The sequence below is a fragment of the Burkholderia alba genome (assembly GCF_034721475.1).
In the GTDB taxonomy this organism is placed as follows: domain Bacteria; phylum Pseudomonadota; class Gammaproteobacteria; order Burkholderiales; family Burkholderiaceae; genus Burkholderia; species Burkholderia alba.
Genome location: NZ_JAWJWL010000029.1, coordinates 14,127 through 31,283 on the forward strand (window position 1 = coordinate 14,127; position 17,157 = coordinate 31,283).

Annotated in this window: 12 protein-coding genes; 5 read left to right on the forward strand and 7 right to left on the reverse strand. The window is 67.2% G+C overall.

Annotated features, from left to right (window positions below):
• Positions 1-716: 716 nt before the first annotated feature.
• The gene (locus RZR99_RS26615) at positions 717-2,102 is read left to right on the forward strand and encodes a sigma-54 dependent transcriptional regulator (RefSeq protein ID WP_323122769.1); all 1,386 of its coding nucleotides are present in this window, start codon (positions 717-719) and stop codon (positions 2,100-2,102) included.
• Positions 2,103-2,159: 57 nt separating this feature from the next.
• On the opposite strand, the gene RZR99_RS26620 is transcribed toward RZR99_RS26615, so the two are convergent.
• The 7 genes from RZR99_RS26620 to RZR99_RS26650 all read right to left on the reverse strand — a co-directional run bounded on the left by RZR99_RS26620 (position 2,160) and on the right by RZR99_RS26650 (position 11,027).
• Positions 2,160-4,001: an alpha/beta hydrolase gene (locus tag RZR99_RS26620; RefSeq protein ID WP_323122770.1), complete on the reverse strand. Its 1,842-nt coding sequence runs from the start codon at positions 3,999-4,001 to the stop codon at positions 2,160-2,162.
• Entirely contained in the window at positions 3,998-6,517 is a 2,520-nt protein-coding gene (locus RZR99_RS26625) for a glycoside hydrolase family 2 protein (RefSeq protein ID WP_323122771.1), read from the reverse strand. The genes RZR99_RS26620 and RZR99_RS26625 overlap by 4 nt, the downstream gene beginning before the upstream one ends.
• The gene (locus RZR99_RS26630) at positions 6,514-7,602 is read right to left on the reverse strand and encodes a DUF1839 family protein (RefSeq protein ID WP_323122772.1); all 1,089 of its coding nucleotides are present in this window, start codon (positions 7,600-7,602) and stop codon (positions 6,514-6,516) included. The genes RZR99_RS26625 and RZR99_RS26630 overlap by 4 nt, the downstream gene beginning before the upstream one ends.
• Positions 7,599-8,576, reverse strand: a complete 978-nt coding sequence (locus tag RZR99_RS26635; RefSeq protein ID WP_323122773.1) for an amino acid--[acyl-carrier-protein] ligase — start codon at positions 8,574-8,576, stop codon at positions 7,599-7,601. Before RZR99_RS26635 ends, RZR99_RS26630 begins: the two co-directional genes overlap by 4 nt.
• On the reverse strand, positions 8,573-9,790 hold the full coding sequence (locus RZR99_RS26640; protein ID WP_323122774.1) for an acyl-CoA dehydrogenase family protein: 1,218 nt from the start codon (positions 9,788-9,790) through the stop codon (positions 8,573-8,575). The genes RZR99_RS26635 and RZR99_RS26640 overlap by 4 nt, the downstream gene beginning before the upstream one ends.
• The gene (locus tag RZR99_RS26645; protein ID WP_323122775.1) at positions 9,787-10,038 is read right to left on the reverse strand and encodes an acyl carrier protein; all 252 of its coding nucleotides are present in this window, start codon (positions 10,036-10,038) and stop codon (positions 9,787-9,789) included. The genes RZR99_RS26640 and RZR99_RS26645 overlap by 4 nt, the downstream gene beginning before the upstream one ends.
• A gap of 200 nt (positions 10,039-10,238) precedes the next feature.
• Entirely contained in the window at positions 10,239-11,027 is a 789-nt protein-coding gene (locus RZR99_RS26650; protein WP_323122776.1) for a Crp/Fnr family transcriptional regulator, read from the reverse strand.
• A 933-nt stretch (positions 11,028-11,960) separates the two neighbouring features.
• Here RZR99_RS26650 and RZR99_RS26655 point away from each other — a divergent pair.
• The 4 genes from RZR99_RS26655 to RZR99_RS26670 all read left to right on the forward strand — a co-directional run bounded on the left by RZR99_RS26655 (position 11,961) and on the right by RZR99_RS26670 (position 17,090).
• On the forward strand, positions 11,961-12,773 hold the full coding sequence (locus RZR99_RS26655) for a Crp/Fnr family transcriptional regulator (RefSeq protein WP_323122777.1): 813 nt from the start codon (positions 11,961-11,963) through the stop codon (positions 12,771-12,773).
• Between the two features lie 20 nt (positions 12,774-12,793).
• Positions 12,794-14,176: an undecaprenyl-phosphate glucose phosphotransferase gene (locus tag RZR99_RS26660; RefSeq protein ID WP_323122778.1), complete on the forward strand. Its 1,383-nt coding sequence runs from the start codon at positions 12,794-12,796 to the stop codon at positions 14,174-14,176.
• 43 nt (positions 14,177-14,219) lie between these two features.
• Positions 14,220-15,497: a polysaccharide biosynthesis/export family protein gene (locus tag RZR99_RS26665; RefSeq protein WP_323122779.1), complete on the forward strand. Its 1,278-nt coding sequence runs from the start codon at positions 14,220-14,222 to the stop codon at positions 15,495-15,497.
• Positions 15,498-15,923: 426 nt separating this feature from the next.
• Positions 15,924-17,090, forward strand: coding sequence for a glycosyltransferase family 4 protein (locus tag RZR99_RS26670; RefSeq protein ID WP_407655504.1), 1,167 nt, complete (start codon positions 15,924-15,926; stop codon positions 17,088-17,090).
• The last annotated feature ends 67 nt before the right edge of the window (positions 17,091-17,157 follow it).

Below are 17,157 nucleotides of genomic sequence, written 5' to 3' on the forward strand. Positions count from 1 at the left end.
GGGGAGCACGTTACACAATCGGCGGGCGCCAAAGGGATTGGCTGTCGGTATTCATCGCAATCGATTATGCAATGGTCAACGATCGTCAAATCAGCGTTGTGAATTGAATCGCTAAAGAGAGTGAATGGTAGAGTAACTTCCACAGTCAATTTCATAAGCATGCCGCAATAAGGTCACCCCGAAGGCGTAGTGAATATGGATTGTGTGGCGGTTCGCACAATCGTCCGATCGAAGCAGGCGCACCCAGCCTGACCAGGGCGTTCAGCACATGTTTCGATCTTCGTGCATGTTGGCTTGGTGTTGTCCTGGATTTCCTGCATGGCTGACTGCAATTCCTGTGACGTACCGCAGATGAAGAGGCCCGGCCGTTAAACGCCGCCGCCGCGTTCTTTGCGAAATCAAATAATTCATAGACAGACCAACGAGGCATCTGATGTGCGCTCCCGAACGATTCGGACGGGCGCAGCCCGGATTATGTCCTGGCTTCGCATACAGACGGGGACGGACAGCCGGTCATTGCGCGATGCGCTGCGCGTGCACGGCGGAGTCTGACCGCCGCGCGTCGCCGGCGTTAATTGGCCGTGCCCGGTCGGGCCGCCAGTCCCTCTTCAGCCGTTCAACGCGAAGGCGCGCGTGCGTGCCCGCGCTGACTCGCTCGGTGCTCTCAAAGGTTAGAGTCGTGGAGTAGACAGGGTCAGTTCATTATGGAGGCACCAATGACGACGAGCGCGATCATCGGGGGTCTCACTCGGAGATCTTCCCAACAGCGCCCGCTGATTTACTGGACGCATGCAGCGTCGATGCTGCTGCGCAAGGAGCTCGCACGGCGCGACTGGAAGGTGTCCGTTGTCTCGGGCGCGAATCAGGTTCGGCAACCGGCCGGGGAAGTCACGGGCGGGATTCTCGATCTGAGCGCCGTGCCGAGCGGCGAGCTGGGCGGCGTCGCGGCCGTGTGCGCCGCGCTGCGCAATGTCGCGTGGGTGGCGCTCATCGAATCGCATCAGGCAACCGTGCCGGAAGTGCGGGCGCTGCTGCGCGACTACTGTTTCGACTACATCACGTTGCCCGCGTCGCCCCAGCGGATCGCGGACGCGGTCGGCCATGCGTACGGAATGGAGTGTCTGTTCGCGCCGAGCGCGGTGCCCCTCGCAACGGCCGAGCAAGGCATGATCGGCACCTGCGATGCGATGCTGCAGCTGTTCGAGACGGTGCGGCGCATCGCGCGCACCGACGCGCCGGTGCTGGTCTCCGGCGAAACCGGGACCGGCAAGGAACTGACCGCCGCGGCCATCCACCAGAATTCCGCGCGGCGCGCGGGGCCGTTCGTCGCCGTCAACTGCGGCGCGATTCCGCCGCATCTGCTGCAATCGGAATTGTTCGGCTACGAACGCGGCGCGTTCACCGGGGCGAGCATGCGCAAGATCGGGCATGTCGAATCCGCCAACGGCGGCACGCTGTTGCTCGACGAGATCGGCGACCTGCCGCTCGAAAGCCAGGCGAGCCTGCTGCGATTTCTGCAGGAGCGGACGATTCACCGTTTGGGCGGTAGCGACCCCGTGCCGGTCGACGTGCGCATCGTGTCGGCGACGCACGTCGACTTGCGCGGCGCGATGAACGAAGGCCGCTTCCGTGCCGACCTGTTTCACCGGCTGTGCGTGCTACGCATCGATCAGCCGCCGTTGCGCGCGCGCGGCAAGGATATCGAGTTGCTCGCGCGTCACATGCTCGAACGCTTCAAGGCGGATGCGCGGCACCGCGTGCGGGGTTTCTCGACCGATGCGATCTCGGTGCTGTACAAGCACGACTGGCCGGGCAACGTACGCGAGTTGATCAACCGCGTGCGCCGCGCGCTCGTCATGGCCGAGGGGCGGCTCATCACCGCGCACGATCTCGAACTCGAGCATTGCATCGAGGCCGCACCGCTGTCGGTGGCGGCCATCAGGAAATCGATCGAGCGCGAAGTGATCGAACTGGCGCTGCTGCGCAATCGCGGCCGCCTGGCGGGCACCGCACGCGAACTCGGTATCTCGCGCGCGACGCTATACCGCTGGATGGAGGCGTACGGCATCGAGCGCCCGCGCAACACCGCTTCGTCCACCTGACGCCGACGCGGCGCCGGGACCGTCACGGCCCGGCGGCCGCGCGTCCCGACCCGGCGATCAGGCCGACGCCGTGCGCGACGCGCGGCGTTTCTTATCGGCCGCCTGAAGGGGCGACAGCGCCCCGGCGACTTTTCCCGGCCAACTCGTCAGCGTTTCCACGCACAGCGCGATCACCGTCTCGGCCGCGGCCGACCCGTAGACCGAATGGTCGAGATCGCGGATCTTCGTGACGCTGGCTTGCCGGTATTCCTTGAACGCGCGGCTCGACGAGCCGAAATGACGGCTCAGCTCGTCGACGCCCGGATCGTACTCGCCGTAGACGAACGCGGTGCGCACGCCGCGATGCTCGAGCTCGCGCATCAGGCCGCGCGGCGTGCCGGGCTTCGGCGAGACGCCGACCCGCTCCGCGATGCGCGCCGCCGGCACGCGCAGGCGTGCGACGACGAGCCGCTGCAGCGCACCGAAGACCGGCCGCAGATCGCGCCGCTCGCGCAGCAGCCGTCGCCATTTGCGCCGGTCGCGCAGCGACGCGAGATAGCCGCGCGCCGAATTGGTCTGCTGTCGGAGCGCGTCATCCAGCGTCATGCCGAGGGGCCAGATGAAGCGCGGCAGGTTGACCGCGATCACGCCCGCCAGCGACGGCGAGCGCGCGGCCGCGTGCAGCGACGAGTAGGCGCCGCTGCATACGCCGAACGCGACGACCGGGCGATGGCCATGCGCCGCGAGCCAGTCGGCGGCGATCGCGACGTCGGCGATGGTCCGTTCGGCGTACAGCGCGACCGACTGGTCGTCCGGCGCATGCGGGCCGCTGTCGCCGATGCCGTTGACGTCGATCCGCAGCGACGAGATGCCGTGCCGCGCAAGCGTGCGCGCGAGCCGGACCGCGATCCGGCCGTCCGCGCTGCGCGGATTCGCGGCGGTGTTGGCGATCAGGAGCAGCGGTACGTCGGTGCGGGCCGGCGCGTGCTCGTCGGGTTCGCACAGCATGCCGACCAGCCGGTCCGGGCCGATCCGCACGAGCCGTTCGACCCGGCCGTTCGATGCGAATGCGATGGGCGGCTCCGGGGCCGCGGCGTGCAGGGGCGCAGCGGCGGGCGCGTCGCCCGCGATCCAGCGCGTGAGCGTGTCGAGCATGCGCAGCGGCAGACGCGAGCGGGCGCCTTCCTGCAGCGTCGTCGACCATTCGTCGAAGATCTCGCTGTCGACCGCCACGCCGCGCGCTTGCAGCGCGCCGCGCAGCGCGGGGCCGGCGCCGTACTCGGTGTCGGCGAGCAAGGCCGTGCGGGGCAGGTTCCGCGCGGCGGCGACCGCGTCGCACAGATTGACCGTTCTCAGCGCGTCGACGAGATCGGCGGGATAGCGGTGCCCGAGAATGTTGAGCCACGGTTCGTCGTGATGCCCGGTCCGCACGGCGGGCGGCGCGGTGTCGAGCCAGCGCTGCTGGACCAGCGACAGCTCGCGCAGATACGCGCGCCCGCGCACCACCGGCGCGAGCGCGACGAGCGCATCGACGTCCGGCGCGGCCTGGCCCGGTTCGTCCGTCTCCTCGTCGGCACCCGCCGTCGCGAGCAGCGCGAAGGCCGCGCCCGTGCGAATGCCGACCAGCGTCAGGTGCTCGAGCCGGGCGCTCGCGCGCAGCGTGCGGATCGCGCCGCGAATGCTCGCGAGGCTGCTGCGGAAGCGGTCCGGCGCCAGATCGTCGCCCGCCGAATCCCCGCTCGACGGATAGTGGAAGCGCAATACCCAGAGGCCGCGGTCCGCCAGGCGCTCCGCGATGGCGCGGATCAGCTTGTGGGTCCACAGCGCTTCATGCCCCAGCGGTTCGCACAGTACGACGCCGTGCGCCGTGCGTCCCTCGTGCAGCCATCCCAGGCAATCGTTGAATTGGATTGGTCTCAATTTTCTGTCCTCGGGCGAATGGTCTTGTTCGAATTGATGGCACGGACTTCGATCGGTAGCGGATCGGACGGCCGATTGGATTGCGCGGTGACCGCGTCTGGAAATAGGCAAGAGGGGGGCGCCGCGATCAGTTCGATCCGCGCGGCGGCACCCGGCGCGAGATGGAACCAGTCGTCCCGCGCGAACCAGCCCGGCGCGCAGAGATGGACGTAGCGGGCGAGGTGGCGCGTCTCCAGCTCGACCCACCATCGGCCGTCGCGGCACACGGTGCGGGCCTCGAGGCCGAGATCGCGCGGTTCGAACACGCCGGCGGCGGTGCGCTCCGGAAAATGGAACGCCTGCGACAGCAGCGTGCCGTCGGTTGCATACAGCGAGGCGACGACGCTGTCGTGCTCGCGCGGTCCGAACCGGTACGCATAGGTGAAATCGAAGAAGCGTTCGAGCAGGTCGGCCGACGACAGGCAATGGCTCGCGTGCGGTGCCACCCGCAGCATGCGTTCGGCGCGGGCGACCGGCGTGCGGCCGTCGCGCAGCGCGACCAGTTCGACGCGCGCGTCGAGCGGCGCGGGCGTGTCGTTCAGCACATGGACGTCGACGCCGTTCAGCCCTTCGTCGGTCAGCAGGATCTGCCGGGGCTGCGATACGCGCCTGAACGCATGCCACGCGGATTTCGGCAGACCGTGCGCGTCGACGAGCCCCCAGCCCGCGCCGGGCATCACGTCCTGGTACTGCCAGACGAGCGCGCCCGCGCAGCGCGAGCCGGCGCGCCGCCATTCGGACAGCGTCTCGCCGACGAGATCGGCGACCACGGCGCGCGACAGCGCGAGGTAGCGGGCCGGGTCGCGGCTGCGCAGCGGCGCGGCCGCGATGCCGTAGAGCGTCTGCAGGTAATGATCGCGGACGTCGTCGAAATCCCACGGTGCGCCGCGATCGCGCGGCACGGCGCGTTTCCATGCGGGTTCGTGCGGGGCGGGGGAGCCGATCGCGGCGAGGGTCGCGTCGCACGGCACGTTGGCGAACGCCAGGCATTCGCTCGCGAAGCGCACGTCGGCGCGGCGGGCGTCTTCCGGCGGCCGAAGATAGGCGCCCACGCCGTAGTAATGCGATACGCCGTCGCGCGGGCTGAACGGCAGCACGCCGCCGTGCGGCGAGTCGCTCACGTAGATCGCGTCGGGGCGGTACGCGGCGGCCAGCTCGGCGAGCAGATGCGCGGTGAGGGGGACTTGCCGCTGCGCGGCGCTCAGGCCGACCATCGCGGCCTGCTGCGCGATCTCGCTGCCGCCGCAGAGCACGGCGATGCACGGGCTTTGCGCGTGGCGTGCGAGGAACTGCCGCGCCTCCTGTCCGACGGCGTCGATGAAGCGCGCGTCGGCCGAGGGATAATCGAAGTTCGCGAACATGAAATCCTGCCAGACCAGCAGGCCCAGTTCGTCGCACAACGCATAGAACGCGTCGGCCTCGTAGGTCATCGTCCCGCCGAGCCGGATCATGTTGAAGCCCGCGTCGCGCGCGAGTTCGAGTGCGTGCCGGTAGGCGGCCGGCTCCGCGTGGAGGCGCACCGGATCGGCGCTCGTCCAGCACGCGCCGCGCGCGAACACCGGGATGCCGTTCACCGACAGCGCGAAGCCCCGGCCGTCGTCGCCTCGCTCGACGGCGATCTCGCGAAAACCGGTCTTGCGGAGCGGCGTTCGCACGCCGTTCAGTTCGAGCGCGACGTCGTACAGCGCGGGCTCGCCGTGGGTATGCGGCCACCATCGCGCGACGTCCCTGATCGTCAGTTCGGCGTGGCCGGTGCGGGGGCCGGTCCGCGCGAGCGGAACCGAGTGGCCGCCGCAGACGAGGCGGGCATCGTGCAAGGCGGTGAGCGGGGCGGTGAATTCGACGGTCGCGTCGAGCACGCCGTCGCGGCCGTCGACACGGGCGCGCAGCGCGTGGCGCAGGACGGCGGGGCTGGCGGCCGGGTCGATCAGTTCGACCGCGCGCCACGGGCCGATCGGTTCGATCGACGGAAACCAGCCGGGCATGTGGCCCAGTAGCGTGGTGCGGACTGCGCGCAGCCCCGGCGAATCGATGAGGCGGGTGCGCCAGCGGGCGCGGCCGGACGGCGGCGCCTCCTTGAGGTGCCGGTTCAGCGAACGGAAGCACAGGTACAGCACGCTGGTTCCCGTCAGCGTCACGTCGATTTCGTGCGCGACGAACATGCTGTCCGAGCGCAGCACGAGCATGTCGTCGAGCCACACCTCGGCAATCGTCGCGAGACCCTGCAGCCGCAGCAGGCGCGGGCCGGCGCCGCGCAGTGCCGTGCGATACCAGTAATCGCTGTCGCCGAGCGGATAGGGCGCGGCGGGATCGAAGCGCTGCGCGGCGGCGAGCGCTTGCGCGACCGTTCCGGGCACCGGTGCGTCGCACCAGCCGGTGCTTGCGAGTGCCGAGGGCCGGGCGACGGCGCCCGCGGCACTCGCGCAGAGGGTCCACCCGGCGCCGAGTCGCGCCAGGCTGTCCGGCGCGGAGCTCATCGAACGGGCGAAGCAGTCCTGGGCGGCGCCGACGACCTGCCGAACGGCGTCTCCGGTTCAATCCTGGCGGGAGGCGAGATCGCGGCGACGCCGTCGATCAGCGACGTGTAGGCGCGCTCGAGGATGTCGAGGCTGCTGTCGCCGCGCTCTTCCTTGCCGCGCGCGCAGGCGCGCGCGAGCCGGAATTCGAGCACCATCGATTCCGACGCGATCGTGTCGCACGCGGCGGTCAGCGAATCGAACGGACCGCTGCAGCCGCTTGCTTCGAGCCAGCGCAGATAGCGGCCGAACAGCTCGAAATTCGCGCCGAGCTGTCGCACCGTGTTGAACGAGTAGGCGTGGAAGAATCCGATCGGCCGCGACGCGATGGCCTGTGCGTCGATGGCGAGACGGCTGCGGAACGCCGCGATCGGGTTGCGCGCCGGAAGCCGTTTCAGGTGGCGGCGGAGCAAGCCGAGCGACGCGTCGCACAGCGCCCGCTCCTCGAGCGGCGCGAAGCGGCGCGTCGCGCGTTCGACGTACGGCGCGAGCCGTCCGGGCACAGCGGAGGCGCCGAACAGGCCGTCGTAGTCGTCGCCTTCGGCGAGGTAGTAGCCGCTGTTGTGGAAATAGCCGACCCGGCGCTGTTCGCGGTCGATCGCGTCGATGCCGATGGTCGTCTTCGTATGCTCCATCCGGTAGCTGGCGCCGCGCGTATCCGGCAGATACCACGCGTCGACCTCGACGAGCATCAGGTTGCCGCGCGCGACCTGCTGTTCGACGTGGATGTCGACCGGTTCGAAGATCGCGTGCTCCTGCACGACGACGCCGTACAGCGCTTCCAGATCCTCGAGCGGAAACTTGAAGAACGAGAACTGGTCGCCCTCGAAATCGAGCGTGACCGCGAACGGCAACGCCGGATACGGGTTGAGCCCCCACCAGCCGAGCACCTCGATCCACAGATCGACGTAGCAGTTGGTCTGCTTCCAGACCATCTGCGGCCCGTGCAGCGGGTGCGGGCGATAGTGCTTCGCACGATGCCGGATATCGACGAACAGGTCGTCCAGCGAGGCGCCCGCGGGCGCTGCGAGCGCGCAGGCGTTCATTGCCGCCCCCACAGCACGTCGCGCACCGCCTGAGGCCACTGGTCGAGATCGAAGCCGTGGTGACGGAGCAGGCCGAGCGTCAGGCGCTCGAGGCCGAAGCCGACGCAGCCCGTGTGCGCGACGTCGGCGGCGGCCGTCTTGATGCCCCACAGCAGACCGAAGTGATCCATGTGGTAGTTGAAGCTCAGGCAGGCGGTCAGCCGGCCGTCGTGCTCGATCGGGATCAACAGTTCGAACTTGAGATTCTGTTCGCGCTGGCTGTTCGCGACGATCTTGCCGCCGCGCCCGAAGAACGGATCGTTGGCGAGATCGATGCTGTTCGGCAACTGCAGCGACTCGATCATCCGGGTACCGCGCTCGATCCAGTTCTGACGGAACGCGAGGATCTGCTCGGGCGTGCCGATGCGGATGTATTCGCGCATCCGGAACAGTTGCATCCGGGTCGGATCGAGCGACGGCTCGTGGCGGAAGCAATACGAGAAGACGTCGACGATGCGGCCGTCCTCGGGCAGCGCGCCGCGTTGCGCGATCACCGGGTACACCGGATAGCATGCGGCCGGCGTCATCACGACGTAGGTCGGCTTCTGATAGCCGGTCCAGTCCTCGCCGCGATCGAGGCATTGCAGCACGCGCTGCTGATCGTGCTCGCTGCCGCAGAAGCTGTGCACGGTGCCGGCGAGCTGCGGGAAGCTCTTCAGGTACTCGCTGCGTTCGAATTCGGGCCGGCTCATCGCCGGCGGAAAGCGCATCACTTCCGCCTGCTGGTCCGCGCCGATACGCGTGATGTAGGCGTCCAGCGCCTCCACGATGCGCTCGAAGCGTTCGCTGCGGCCGAACAGACCCTGCACGCCGGTCGGAATCAGCAGACCGGCGGCGACGAGTTCGTCGCGCAGCGCATTGACGCCCGCGCGGTCGATCGGTGCATCGGCCGCCGCGGTTTGCGCCGACGGGGATTGGATGGTCATGTCGTTCACGAATCTCTCTCCAGCGATGCCGGGCGCAACGCGAGCAAAAGGTTGGCCGTGTTGGCTTCGATGCGGTCGTTGCTGATCATCAGCGGCGCGGAATGCAGGTCGCGCAGATGCCGGCCGAGCGTATACGGCGTGCCGTTCTTGTAGGACGCCATCCCGCAGATCATCATCGCGTGCGACACGACCTCGAGCGCGGTGGCGGACACATAGGTCTTGAGCGTGTTGAGCTCGGCCGCGTGCGCCATCGAAGCCGACCAGGTGCGCGACGTGCAGTTCGCGTGCAGACGCAGCGCGCCGTCGATACGCGCCTCCATGGCCTGCAGCAGCGCGAGCGCGTCGGCGATGCGGCGCGCGGACGGCGGCAGCGCGCTGCCCGCCTTCTGCGTCTGGGCGCGGAAGAACTGATGCGCGCGGCGGAAGGCGTCCTCGGCGATGCCGGTCCACACCGCCGCCCACAGGATGTGCGAGGTCGGCACCATCGTCTGCTCGGCGACTGCGGCGAACGGCACGGGGAACAGCTGGCCGAGCTGGCCGCGCGCGTCGAGCGCGAAGCCTTCGCTGCAGGTGCCGCGCATGCCGAACGTATCCCAGCCGCTGCGGCGCGTGAGCGTGATGTCTTCCTTCAGCAGCGTGACGATCACCTGCTCGGCCGGCGGCGCGGCGGCATCGCGCCGCGCGGTGGCGAGAATCGCGTCGGCGTGCGCGCCGTACGAAATGGTCGGCGCGAGTTTCTGCAGCGTGAACGCACCCTGCTGCGCCTCGATGGCGCAACGGCTGTTGCGCAGGTTGCCGCCGACCTCCTCCTCGGAAGTCGCCGACGCCAGCAGCCATTCGCGCTGCGTCAGCTGCTTGAGAAACAAGCGATGCCAGCCGTCCGACAACGCGTGTTCGACGACGCAGGCCACCTGGATCTGGTGCATCGCATAGATCATCGCGGCCGACGAGCATGCGTGGCCGATGATCCTGCATGCGGAGGCGACGGCGGCGAGCGATGCGCCGCGCCCGCCCAGATCTTTCGGCACCATCGCGCCGAGCAGCAGATGCTCGCGCATCGTGTCGACGGCTTCGGTCGGAAAGCGGGCGGAACGATCGACGTCGTCGGCGAATTGCGCGGCGACCTTCGCGACGAGGCGTGCCGCATCATCGAGCAGATGCTCGTCGGCACCGCCATCTCCCGCCGCGAATTCGCCGCCGGTCTCGGCATCGAAACGCTTCATGCCGAGTGCGCGGCACGCTGCAGTTGCGTGACGGCTCCGGCAAGGGAATCGATGCTTTGAAACAGCTGACGGCTCAGCAGCTCGTCGGGAATTTCGAGGTTGAAGTGGTTCTCGATCGCGAGCAGCAGCTGGATCGTGTTCAGCGACGACAAGCCCGCTTCGTAGAGGTCGTCGCCGTCGGCGACGGTGTCGATCGGCACTTCTAGATGTGCGACACCCTTGATGATTGTTCTCAGTTCGTCTTTCACCTGGCGCTCCGGCATGGATGATGGTCCCCGACCGATGGGCAAGACCCGAGTGCATGCCCATCCGGTGTGTGACAGCTAGTAGACCATCGGGCCCGCGCCGCTTCTGTTCGTCACCTTACAGACAGTTACACGAAAGTGCGCGATGCGGGCTTGGGACCCGTAAAACCGGAAATAATGACCGAAGCGTGTTGCGCGACGAATCAGCTCCGCAACTCGGCGAGCACGCCGACATTGCCTGAAAGAATCTTGTTCATCTCGTCGCGGATGATGGTGTGGCAGCCGCACGCCTGCGCATCGAGTCCGGGCAGGTCGGCCAGGATGATCGAGCTGCGGTACTGGCGGATCAGGCCGGCTTTCTGGATGTCGCCGGCGGCGTCGGTCACGGTCTCGCGGCGCACGCCGAGCATCTGCGCGAGCATGTTGTGGGTCACCTGGATCTCCACGCTGCGCGAACGGTCGTACGCAAGCATGAACCATCGGCACAGCTGATTCTTGAGTACGTGATGGCGGCTGCAGAACGAGATCTGCGTGACCTGCACCATCAGCAGCTGGATGCACAGGAACACCAGGCGGCGCATCTCGGCCGATTCGCGCAGCACGCTGGAGAACATCCGTTCGCTCAAGCGGTACGAGAAGCCGTCGCGGCAAGTGAGGACCCGGCACGGCATCGCGCCGTTGCTGCCGATCAGCTGCTGGCTGACAAGCCCTTCGCTGCCGATCTCGGCGACCTCGAGCGTCATGCCGTCGGACGACGCGTACTGGATCGAGATCACGGTCGTCACGGGCAGGTACACATAGTCGAGCGCCGCGCCGGGCTCGCACAGCACCTGGCCCGACTTCACATGAACGAGCTGCAGATGCCCCGCGAGGGCGGCGCGTTCGACCGTGCCCAGCGCACCGAGGAACCGGTTCGCGTCGCTGCGGTGCGGCAGTTCGATCATGCCGCCGCCCGGCCTGGCGGCCGGCTCTTTGAATTCGCGATGTGTCACGTGGCTTCCTTATCCGGACGGTCGCCCGGAACGATGGCGTGGGCAGATGCCGCCCATGAAATCGAATCGGCCGCGATAGCAGCCGGTCTTTTGATTTGTTAATTCGATTTGACTGTTGAATAGCGAATTTAGATTATCACGCGTTGTTTTTTTGAGGTTTGCATATAATGCGCGATTTCACAAACTTTGACGATTTTTGATTTTCGTTGACGTAATTGGCTTTGCAAGCAGGGTAATCGGGGGATCGATGAAATTGTTAATTCTTCTTTTTTTCAATAGAACCTGTTGGAGACCAGTAGGTATTTTTTGCCTGTCCGGAAAGAACCTATGGCAGTTTTTACAGGTAGATTAAACATTGTTTGATAAATTTCTATATTCTATAAATTTTGCTTATAAATCAGTGGCTTGTGTTGGATGTGCGGTCTGGGTCACACAATGTGGGAAAGGTCGTTTGGCTCAACTATGAGACAGTTTTACACATATTACGGTGTAACCGAGTCTTTCATTTCTGAAATATCCGTATTCACCCTAGGATGGGTCCGAAACGATGCAAACCATTGTGTGTAAAGGAGCGGGCGGGCTCGCGCCGGCGCCGACGCGCAAGGTGTTTCATTGTTCGGTGCAACATCGAATGTGGATCGTGACGCGGGAAAGTGTTCGCGAATGCGACGCTTTTGAACAAATTAAAATGTGCGGGCAGTGTTAATTCGAATCTGTGCCTTTATATATTAAGGAAAAGAAGCAATTGGCACGTAAATCGCTTTAGGGTTCCGGCGCCCCTTTTAGAGGGCGGCACGGCAACGTGCATTGAGGACGACCAGCAGGCCGCCGACACGACCCAGAGGTAATGAGAGATTCATGCCGTGACCGTGTCTTGCGAAAGCGGATACCCGCGCCGCATACCGAGCGGCGCAGACAAACCGGGACACGAACATGCTGCATCAAAGAGATGGTTTCCACACCAACGCCCTGCTCGGCTCGCTCACCGAGGACAGCTTGCGCGCCCTCGAGCCGCATCTCGAGCTGGTGAAGATCAAGAGTGCGCAGTTGCTCTACGGCGCGGACGAGCCGATGCGCCATCTGTATTTCCCGACCACCGCGATGATGTCGGTGCTGTATCTGATGGAAGACGGCGCGATGGTCGAAGTGGCCGCGATCGGCAACGAGGGAGCGGTCGGCGTCGCGACGCTGGCGGGCTCGGGCGCGATGTCGAGTCGCGTCGAAGTGCGCAGCGGCGGATTCGCGTACCGGATTCCGACCCACGTGTTCCGCCAGGAATTCGACCGCTCGCTGGACACCTATGAGCTGATGCTGCGCTATTGGCAGGCGGCAATGACGCAGATCGCCCGCAGCGCGCTGTGCAATCGCCACCATTCCGTCGGCGAGCAGCTGTGCCGCTGGCTGCTGCTGGCGCACGACCGGATCGAAGGCGACGAGCTGGCGGTCACGCAGCAGACCATCGCCAACATGCTCGGGGTGCGCCGCGAGGGCGTGACGGAAGCGGCGGGCAAGCTGCAGGAAGCCGGCCTGATCCGGCAGCGCCGAGGACACATCACCGTGCTCGACCGCGTCGGCCTCGAACGGCACGCGTGCGAATGCTATCGACTGATTCGCGGCGAGTTCAGCCGGCTGATCGTACAAGCACAGCAGGAACCGGACGTGCCGCTCGGCGTGCCGGCGCTGCATCCCGAGGGACGTCCGCTGCGGGTCGGCGGCTATCGCGACATCGCGCGCTCGGCCGCGTGAGCCTCAGCGGAGAAGCGGACATGGCGGGAATGTTGGCAAGGCTGGCGGATCTCGCGCTGGTGGCGGCGGGTGCGTTGTTGGCCCAGGTGCTGTATGACGGCGGGTCGCTCGACCTGTCCGATGCGCAGCGCGCGTTCGTCGCGTTGCTGTGCGTGTTGACGCTGCTCGTCTTTCCGGCGCTCGGCGTGTACGACCGGTCGCGCGAGCAGATGTCCTACCCGACGCTCGCGCGGGTTCTGCTCGCGTGGCTCGCCGTCGCGGCGTTGGCCGCGGCGGGCACGATGCTGCTGCATCGCGGCACCGACGTGTCGCTGCTGTGGCTCGGGCGGACGGTGCTGATGTCGGGCGTGATCCTGCTGCTCGGCAAGGCGTCGATCCACGGCGTCTGGAATGGCGTGCGACGCGCCGGCGGACATCGCCGCCGGGTCGCGATCGTCGGCTCGAAGGCCTACGGCCGCGCGGTGCTGGAGCAGATGCAGACGACGCTGCAGGACAGCTTCGAGCCGGTGTGCGTGTTCGACGACGCCGTCGGGCTCGCGGGCGCGCAACCGTTCGTCAGCGGCGTGCCGGTGTTGACCGATTTCCGCGAACTGAAGCGGCGCGTGCGCGCCGGTTCGATCGACGAGATCTGGCTGGCGCTGCCGCTGTCGCACGAGCGTCGGATCCAGCGGATCGTGCGGGAGTTTCGTCACGACTTCGTCAATCTGCGCTTCCTGCCCGACGTGCGCAGCATCACGTTCTTCAACCGTTCGGTGACCCAGGTGCTGGGCATGCCCGCGATCAACCTGGCGACCAGTCCGCTGTCGGTGCCGCAGCTGTGGCCGAAGTTCGTGTTCGACCGGCTGTTCGCGCTGGCCGTGCTGATCCCGCTGCTGCCGGTGCTCGGCGGGCTCGCGGTCGCGGTGAAGCTGTCGTCGCCCGGCCCGGTGCTGTTCCGGCAGCGGCGCAAGGGCGTCGACGGGCAGGAGTTCGACATTCTGAAGTTCCGCACGATGCGGGTGCATGCCAAGCATGACGGCGTCGTGCGCCAGGCGTCGCGCAACGACTCGCGGATCACCCGGGTCGGCGCATTCCTGCGGCGCACGTCGCTCGACGAACTGCCGCAGTTCTTCAACGTGCTGTTCGGCCAGATGTCGGTGGTGGGCCCGCGTCCGCACGCGATCGAGCACGACGATCTCTACAAGGAGCTGATCGACGGCTACATGTACCGCTACCGCGTGCGCCCCGGGATCACCGGCTGGGCGCAGATCAACGGCTATCGCGGCGAGACCCGCAAGGTCGAGAAGATGGCCGCGCGCGTCAAGTTCGATCTGTTCTACATGGAGAACTGGACGTTCTGGTTCGACATCAAGATCATCCTGATCACCCTGGTCAGGGGATTCGTCGGCCGCAACGCATTCTGAGGTGCCGCGCATCGACGCGGCATCCGCCACAAGGAGAAACACGATGTTGAAGTCTCTCGCCTCGATGGCCGCGCTCGCGGCCATCTTGTCGGGCTGCGCGCTGGCCCCGGGGCCGGCGCTCGATTCGAGCCGTATGAACGACAACCTCAGTACGCCGACGGATTCGACGGTGTACGACGTCAAGCTGATCACCCCGCAGCTCGTCTATACGCTGAAGCAATCCGACGAGGCCGATGCGCGCGCGCGCGAAGCCGGCATCCAGCCGAGCCTGCCCGCCGGCTTCAGCGACTATCGCGTGGGCGCCGACGACGTGCTCGGCATCACCGTCTGGGGCCATCCCGAACTGACCCGGGGCGGCAGCGTCGATACGTCGCCGATCGGCGACGCGAGCACGCTGCAAGGCACCGGCAGCCTGGGCGGCGTGCTGCAGCAGCAGACCAGCGCGTTCGGCACCAACGGCCAGGGCGAGCTGGATGCGCAGGGCCAGCGGGTCGCCGCCGACGGCACGATCTTCTTTCCCACGCTCGGCCGCGTGCGCGTCGAAGGCCTGAGCCCGGTGCAGATTTCCGCGCTGCTCACCGGCCGCCTGAAAGGGCGGCTTCGGGATCCGCAGATCGACGTGCGGGTGATGCAGTACCGCAGCCAGCGCGTGCAGGTGACGGGCGACGTGAAGAACCCCGGCCAGCTGTCGCTGACGGGGTCCCCGATGCACGTGGTCGACGCGATCAATCGCGCCGGCGGCGGCAATCCCGACGCCGACCTGCAGCGCGTGCTGGTGTCGCGCGGCGGACAGGTGGTGACGATCGACGTGAATCGCATCCTGAACCGCGGCGATCTGCAGCAGAACATCGTGCTGCGCACGGGCGACATCGTGCACGTGCCGGATCACACGCAGAACCGCGTGTTCGTGATGGGCGAGGTGCCGAAGCCGCAAACGGTCTACATGAACCAGGGCCAGCTGTCGCTCGCCGATGCGCTGACCACGGCGGGCAGCATCGATCCGAACGGCGCGAATCCGCGCCAGGTGATCGTGATCCGCCACCCCGATCCGCCGCTCGCGCAGCAGGCGGGCGTGCAGCACGGGCTGCAGGAAGGCATCAAGAAGGTGAATTACGCGCCGGCCAACAACAAGCCGGAAGTGTTCCGGCTCGACATGACGCAGGTCGACGCACTGATGCTCGCGACCGAGTTCGACATGAAACCGCTCGACGTCGTGTATGTCGGCACGGCACCCGCCGCGCGCTTCAACCGTCTGCTCGCGCAGATCCTGCCGTCGGCCGAATCGTTCTACCTGATCTGGTCGGTCGCGCGTAACCGCTGAGCGGCGGCACGCGATGTCGGGCCCGCGCGAGCGCGTGCGGGCCGTGCGTGAAGGCGAGCGCGCGTGTCGTGCGACGGCGCGCCCGCCGCTTGACCGTGCGCGTCGCGATGCGATGCCGCACGTCGGCGGCGCGCGGGAATCCGCCGATTCAAGCGAAGGCGGAGCCGTCGCGCCGCGCATGCCGGGCGGCGCCGCGGATCGCCGTGCGCGTCCGTGCCGGTTATGCGGGCAAGCGCACAGACCGGGCGGTCGCGAATGGCGACACTGAAGCGCCTGGATCCTGTCCGCGCAACGTGCGCGCGGCGCGGTCTTCACCGGATTCTCCACGGCGCTTTCGCCGCAGTTATGACGCCTCTATCCACGCCTGTCCGAACGCCCTCGGGGCGCGAGCCGCACGATCGCGGCGAGTTCGCCGCCGCCGCGCCCATTCAGGCCGCGGCCGGCACCCATGCCGCGGAACTGCCGTATGGCGCGGCGGACGAACGCGCCGCCGCGCGCGCCGTGTTGCCGGCGCCGATCGCGATCAACGGCAAGTTCGCGTCGCAGCGCCTGACCGGCGTGCAGCGGGTCGCGCACGAGTTCACCGCCGCGCTGGCCCGTCTGCTGCCCGCGAGCGCGCACAATCCGACGCTGGTGGTGCCGCGCGACTACAGCGATGCGGCGTTGCCGCCCACGCTGGCGCGCCGCGTCGTGCCGCGCTTTCGCGGCGCGCTGTGGGAGCAGCTCGCGCTGCCGTTCGCCACGCGCGGCCAGACGCTCGTGAGCCTGTGCAACATCGGGCCGCTGTTCAAGCGCAACCAGGTGCTGATGATCCACGATGTCGCGGTATTCGATTTTCCGGAAGGCTATTCGTTGGCGTTCCGGATCTGGTATCGCTTCGCGTTCATGCTGCTCAAGCACAACGTGCGGCACATCCTGACCGTCTCGAAGTTCTCGAAGGAGCGGATCGTCGCGCGGCTGGGCGTCGCGCCCACCGACGTGTCGACGATCATTTCCGGCGTCGATCATTTCGAGCGGATCGACGCCGACGACACCGTGCTCGCGCGTCTCGGCCTCGCCTACGACCGGTTCGTGCTGGTGGTCGGCTCGCTCGCGCCCGGCAAGAACCTCGCGCGGATCCTCGAAGCGATCGCGCAGCTCGAACGCACCCACAGCGATTTGAAGTTCGTGATCGCCGGCGGCTCGAACGTGAAGATCTTCGGAACCTCGACGCTGGCGGACGGCGTTCAGGCGAACAACGTCACGTGGGCGGGCTACGTGAGCGACGGCGAGCTGAAAGCGCTGTACGAGAATGCCGGCTGCTTCGTGTTTCCGTCGCTGTACGAAGGCTTCGGGCTGCCGCCGCTCGAGGCGATGTCGTGCGGTTGCCCGGTGATCGCGTCGCGCGAGGCGTCGCTGCCCGAGGCGTGCGGCGACGCCGCGCTGTACTGCGACGCGCGCGATTCGGCCGATATCGCCGCGAGGATCGCCCAGCTGATGGGCGACGCCGGGTTGCGGCAGCGCCTGCGCGACGAGGGGCGCGCGCATGCGGGGCAGTTCCGCTGGGATCGCGCCGCGAAACAGCTGATCGGCGTGCTGCGCGCGCTCGATTGAAGCGGGGCCGCGCCGCGTTTCCGGGCCGGATCGGCAACGCCGCGTGACGGCTGCGTGACGCGCTTCG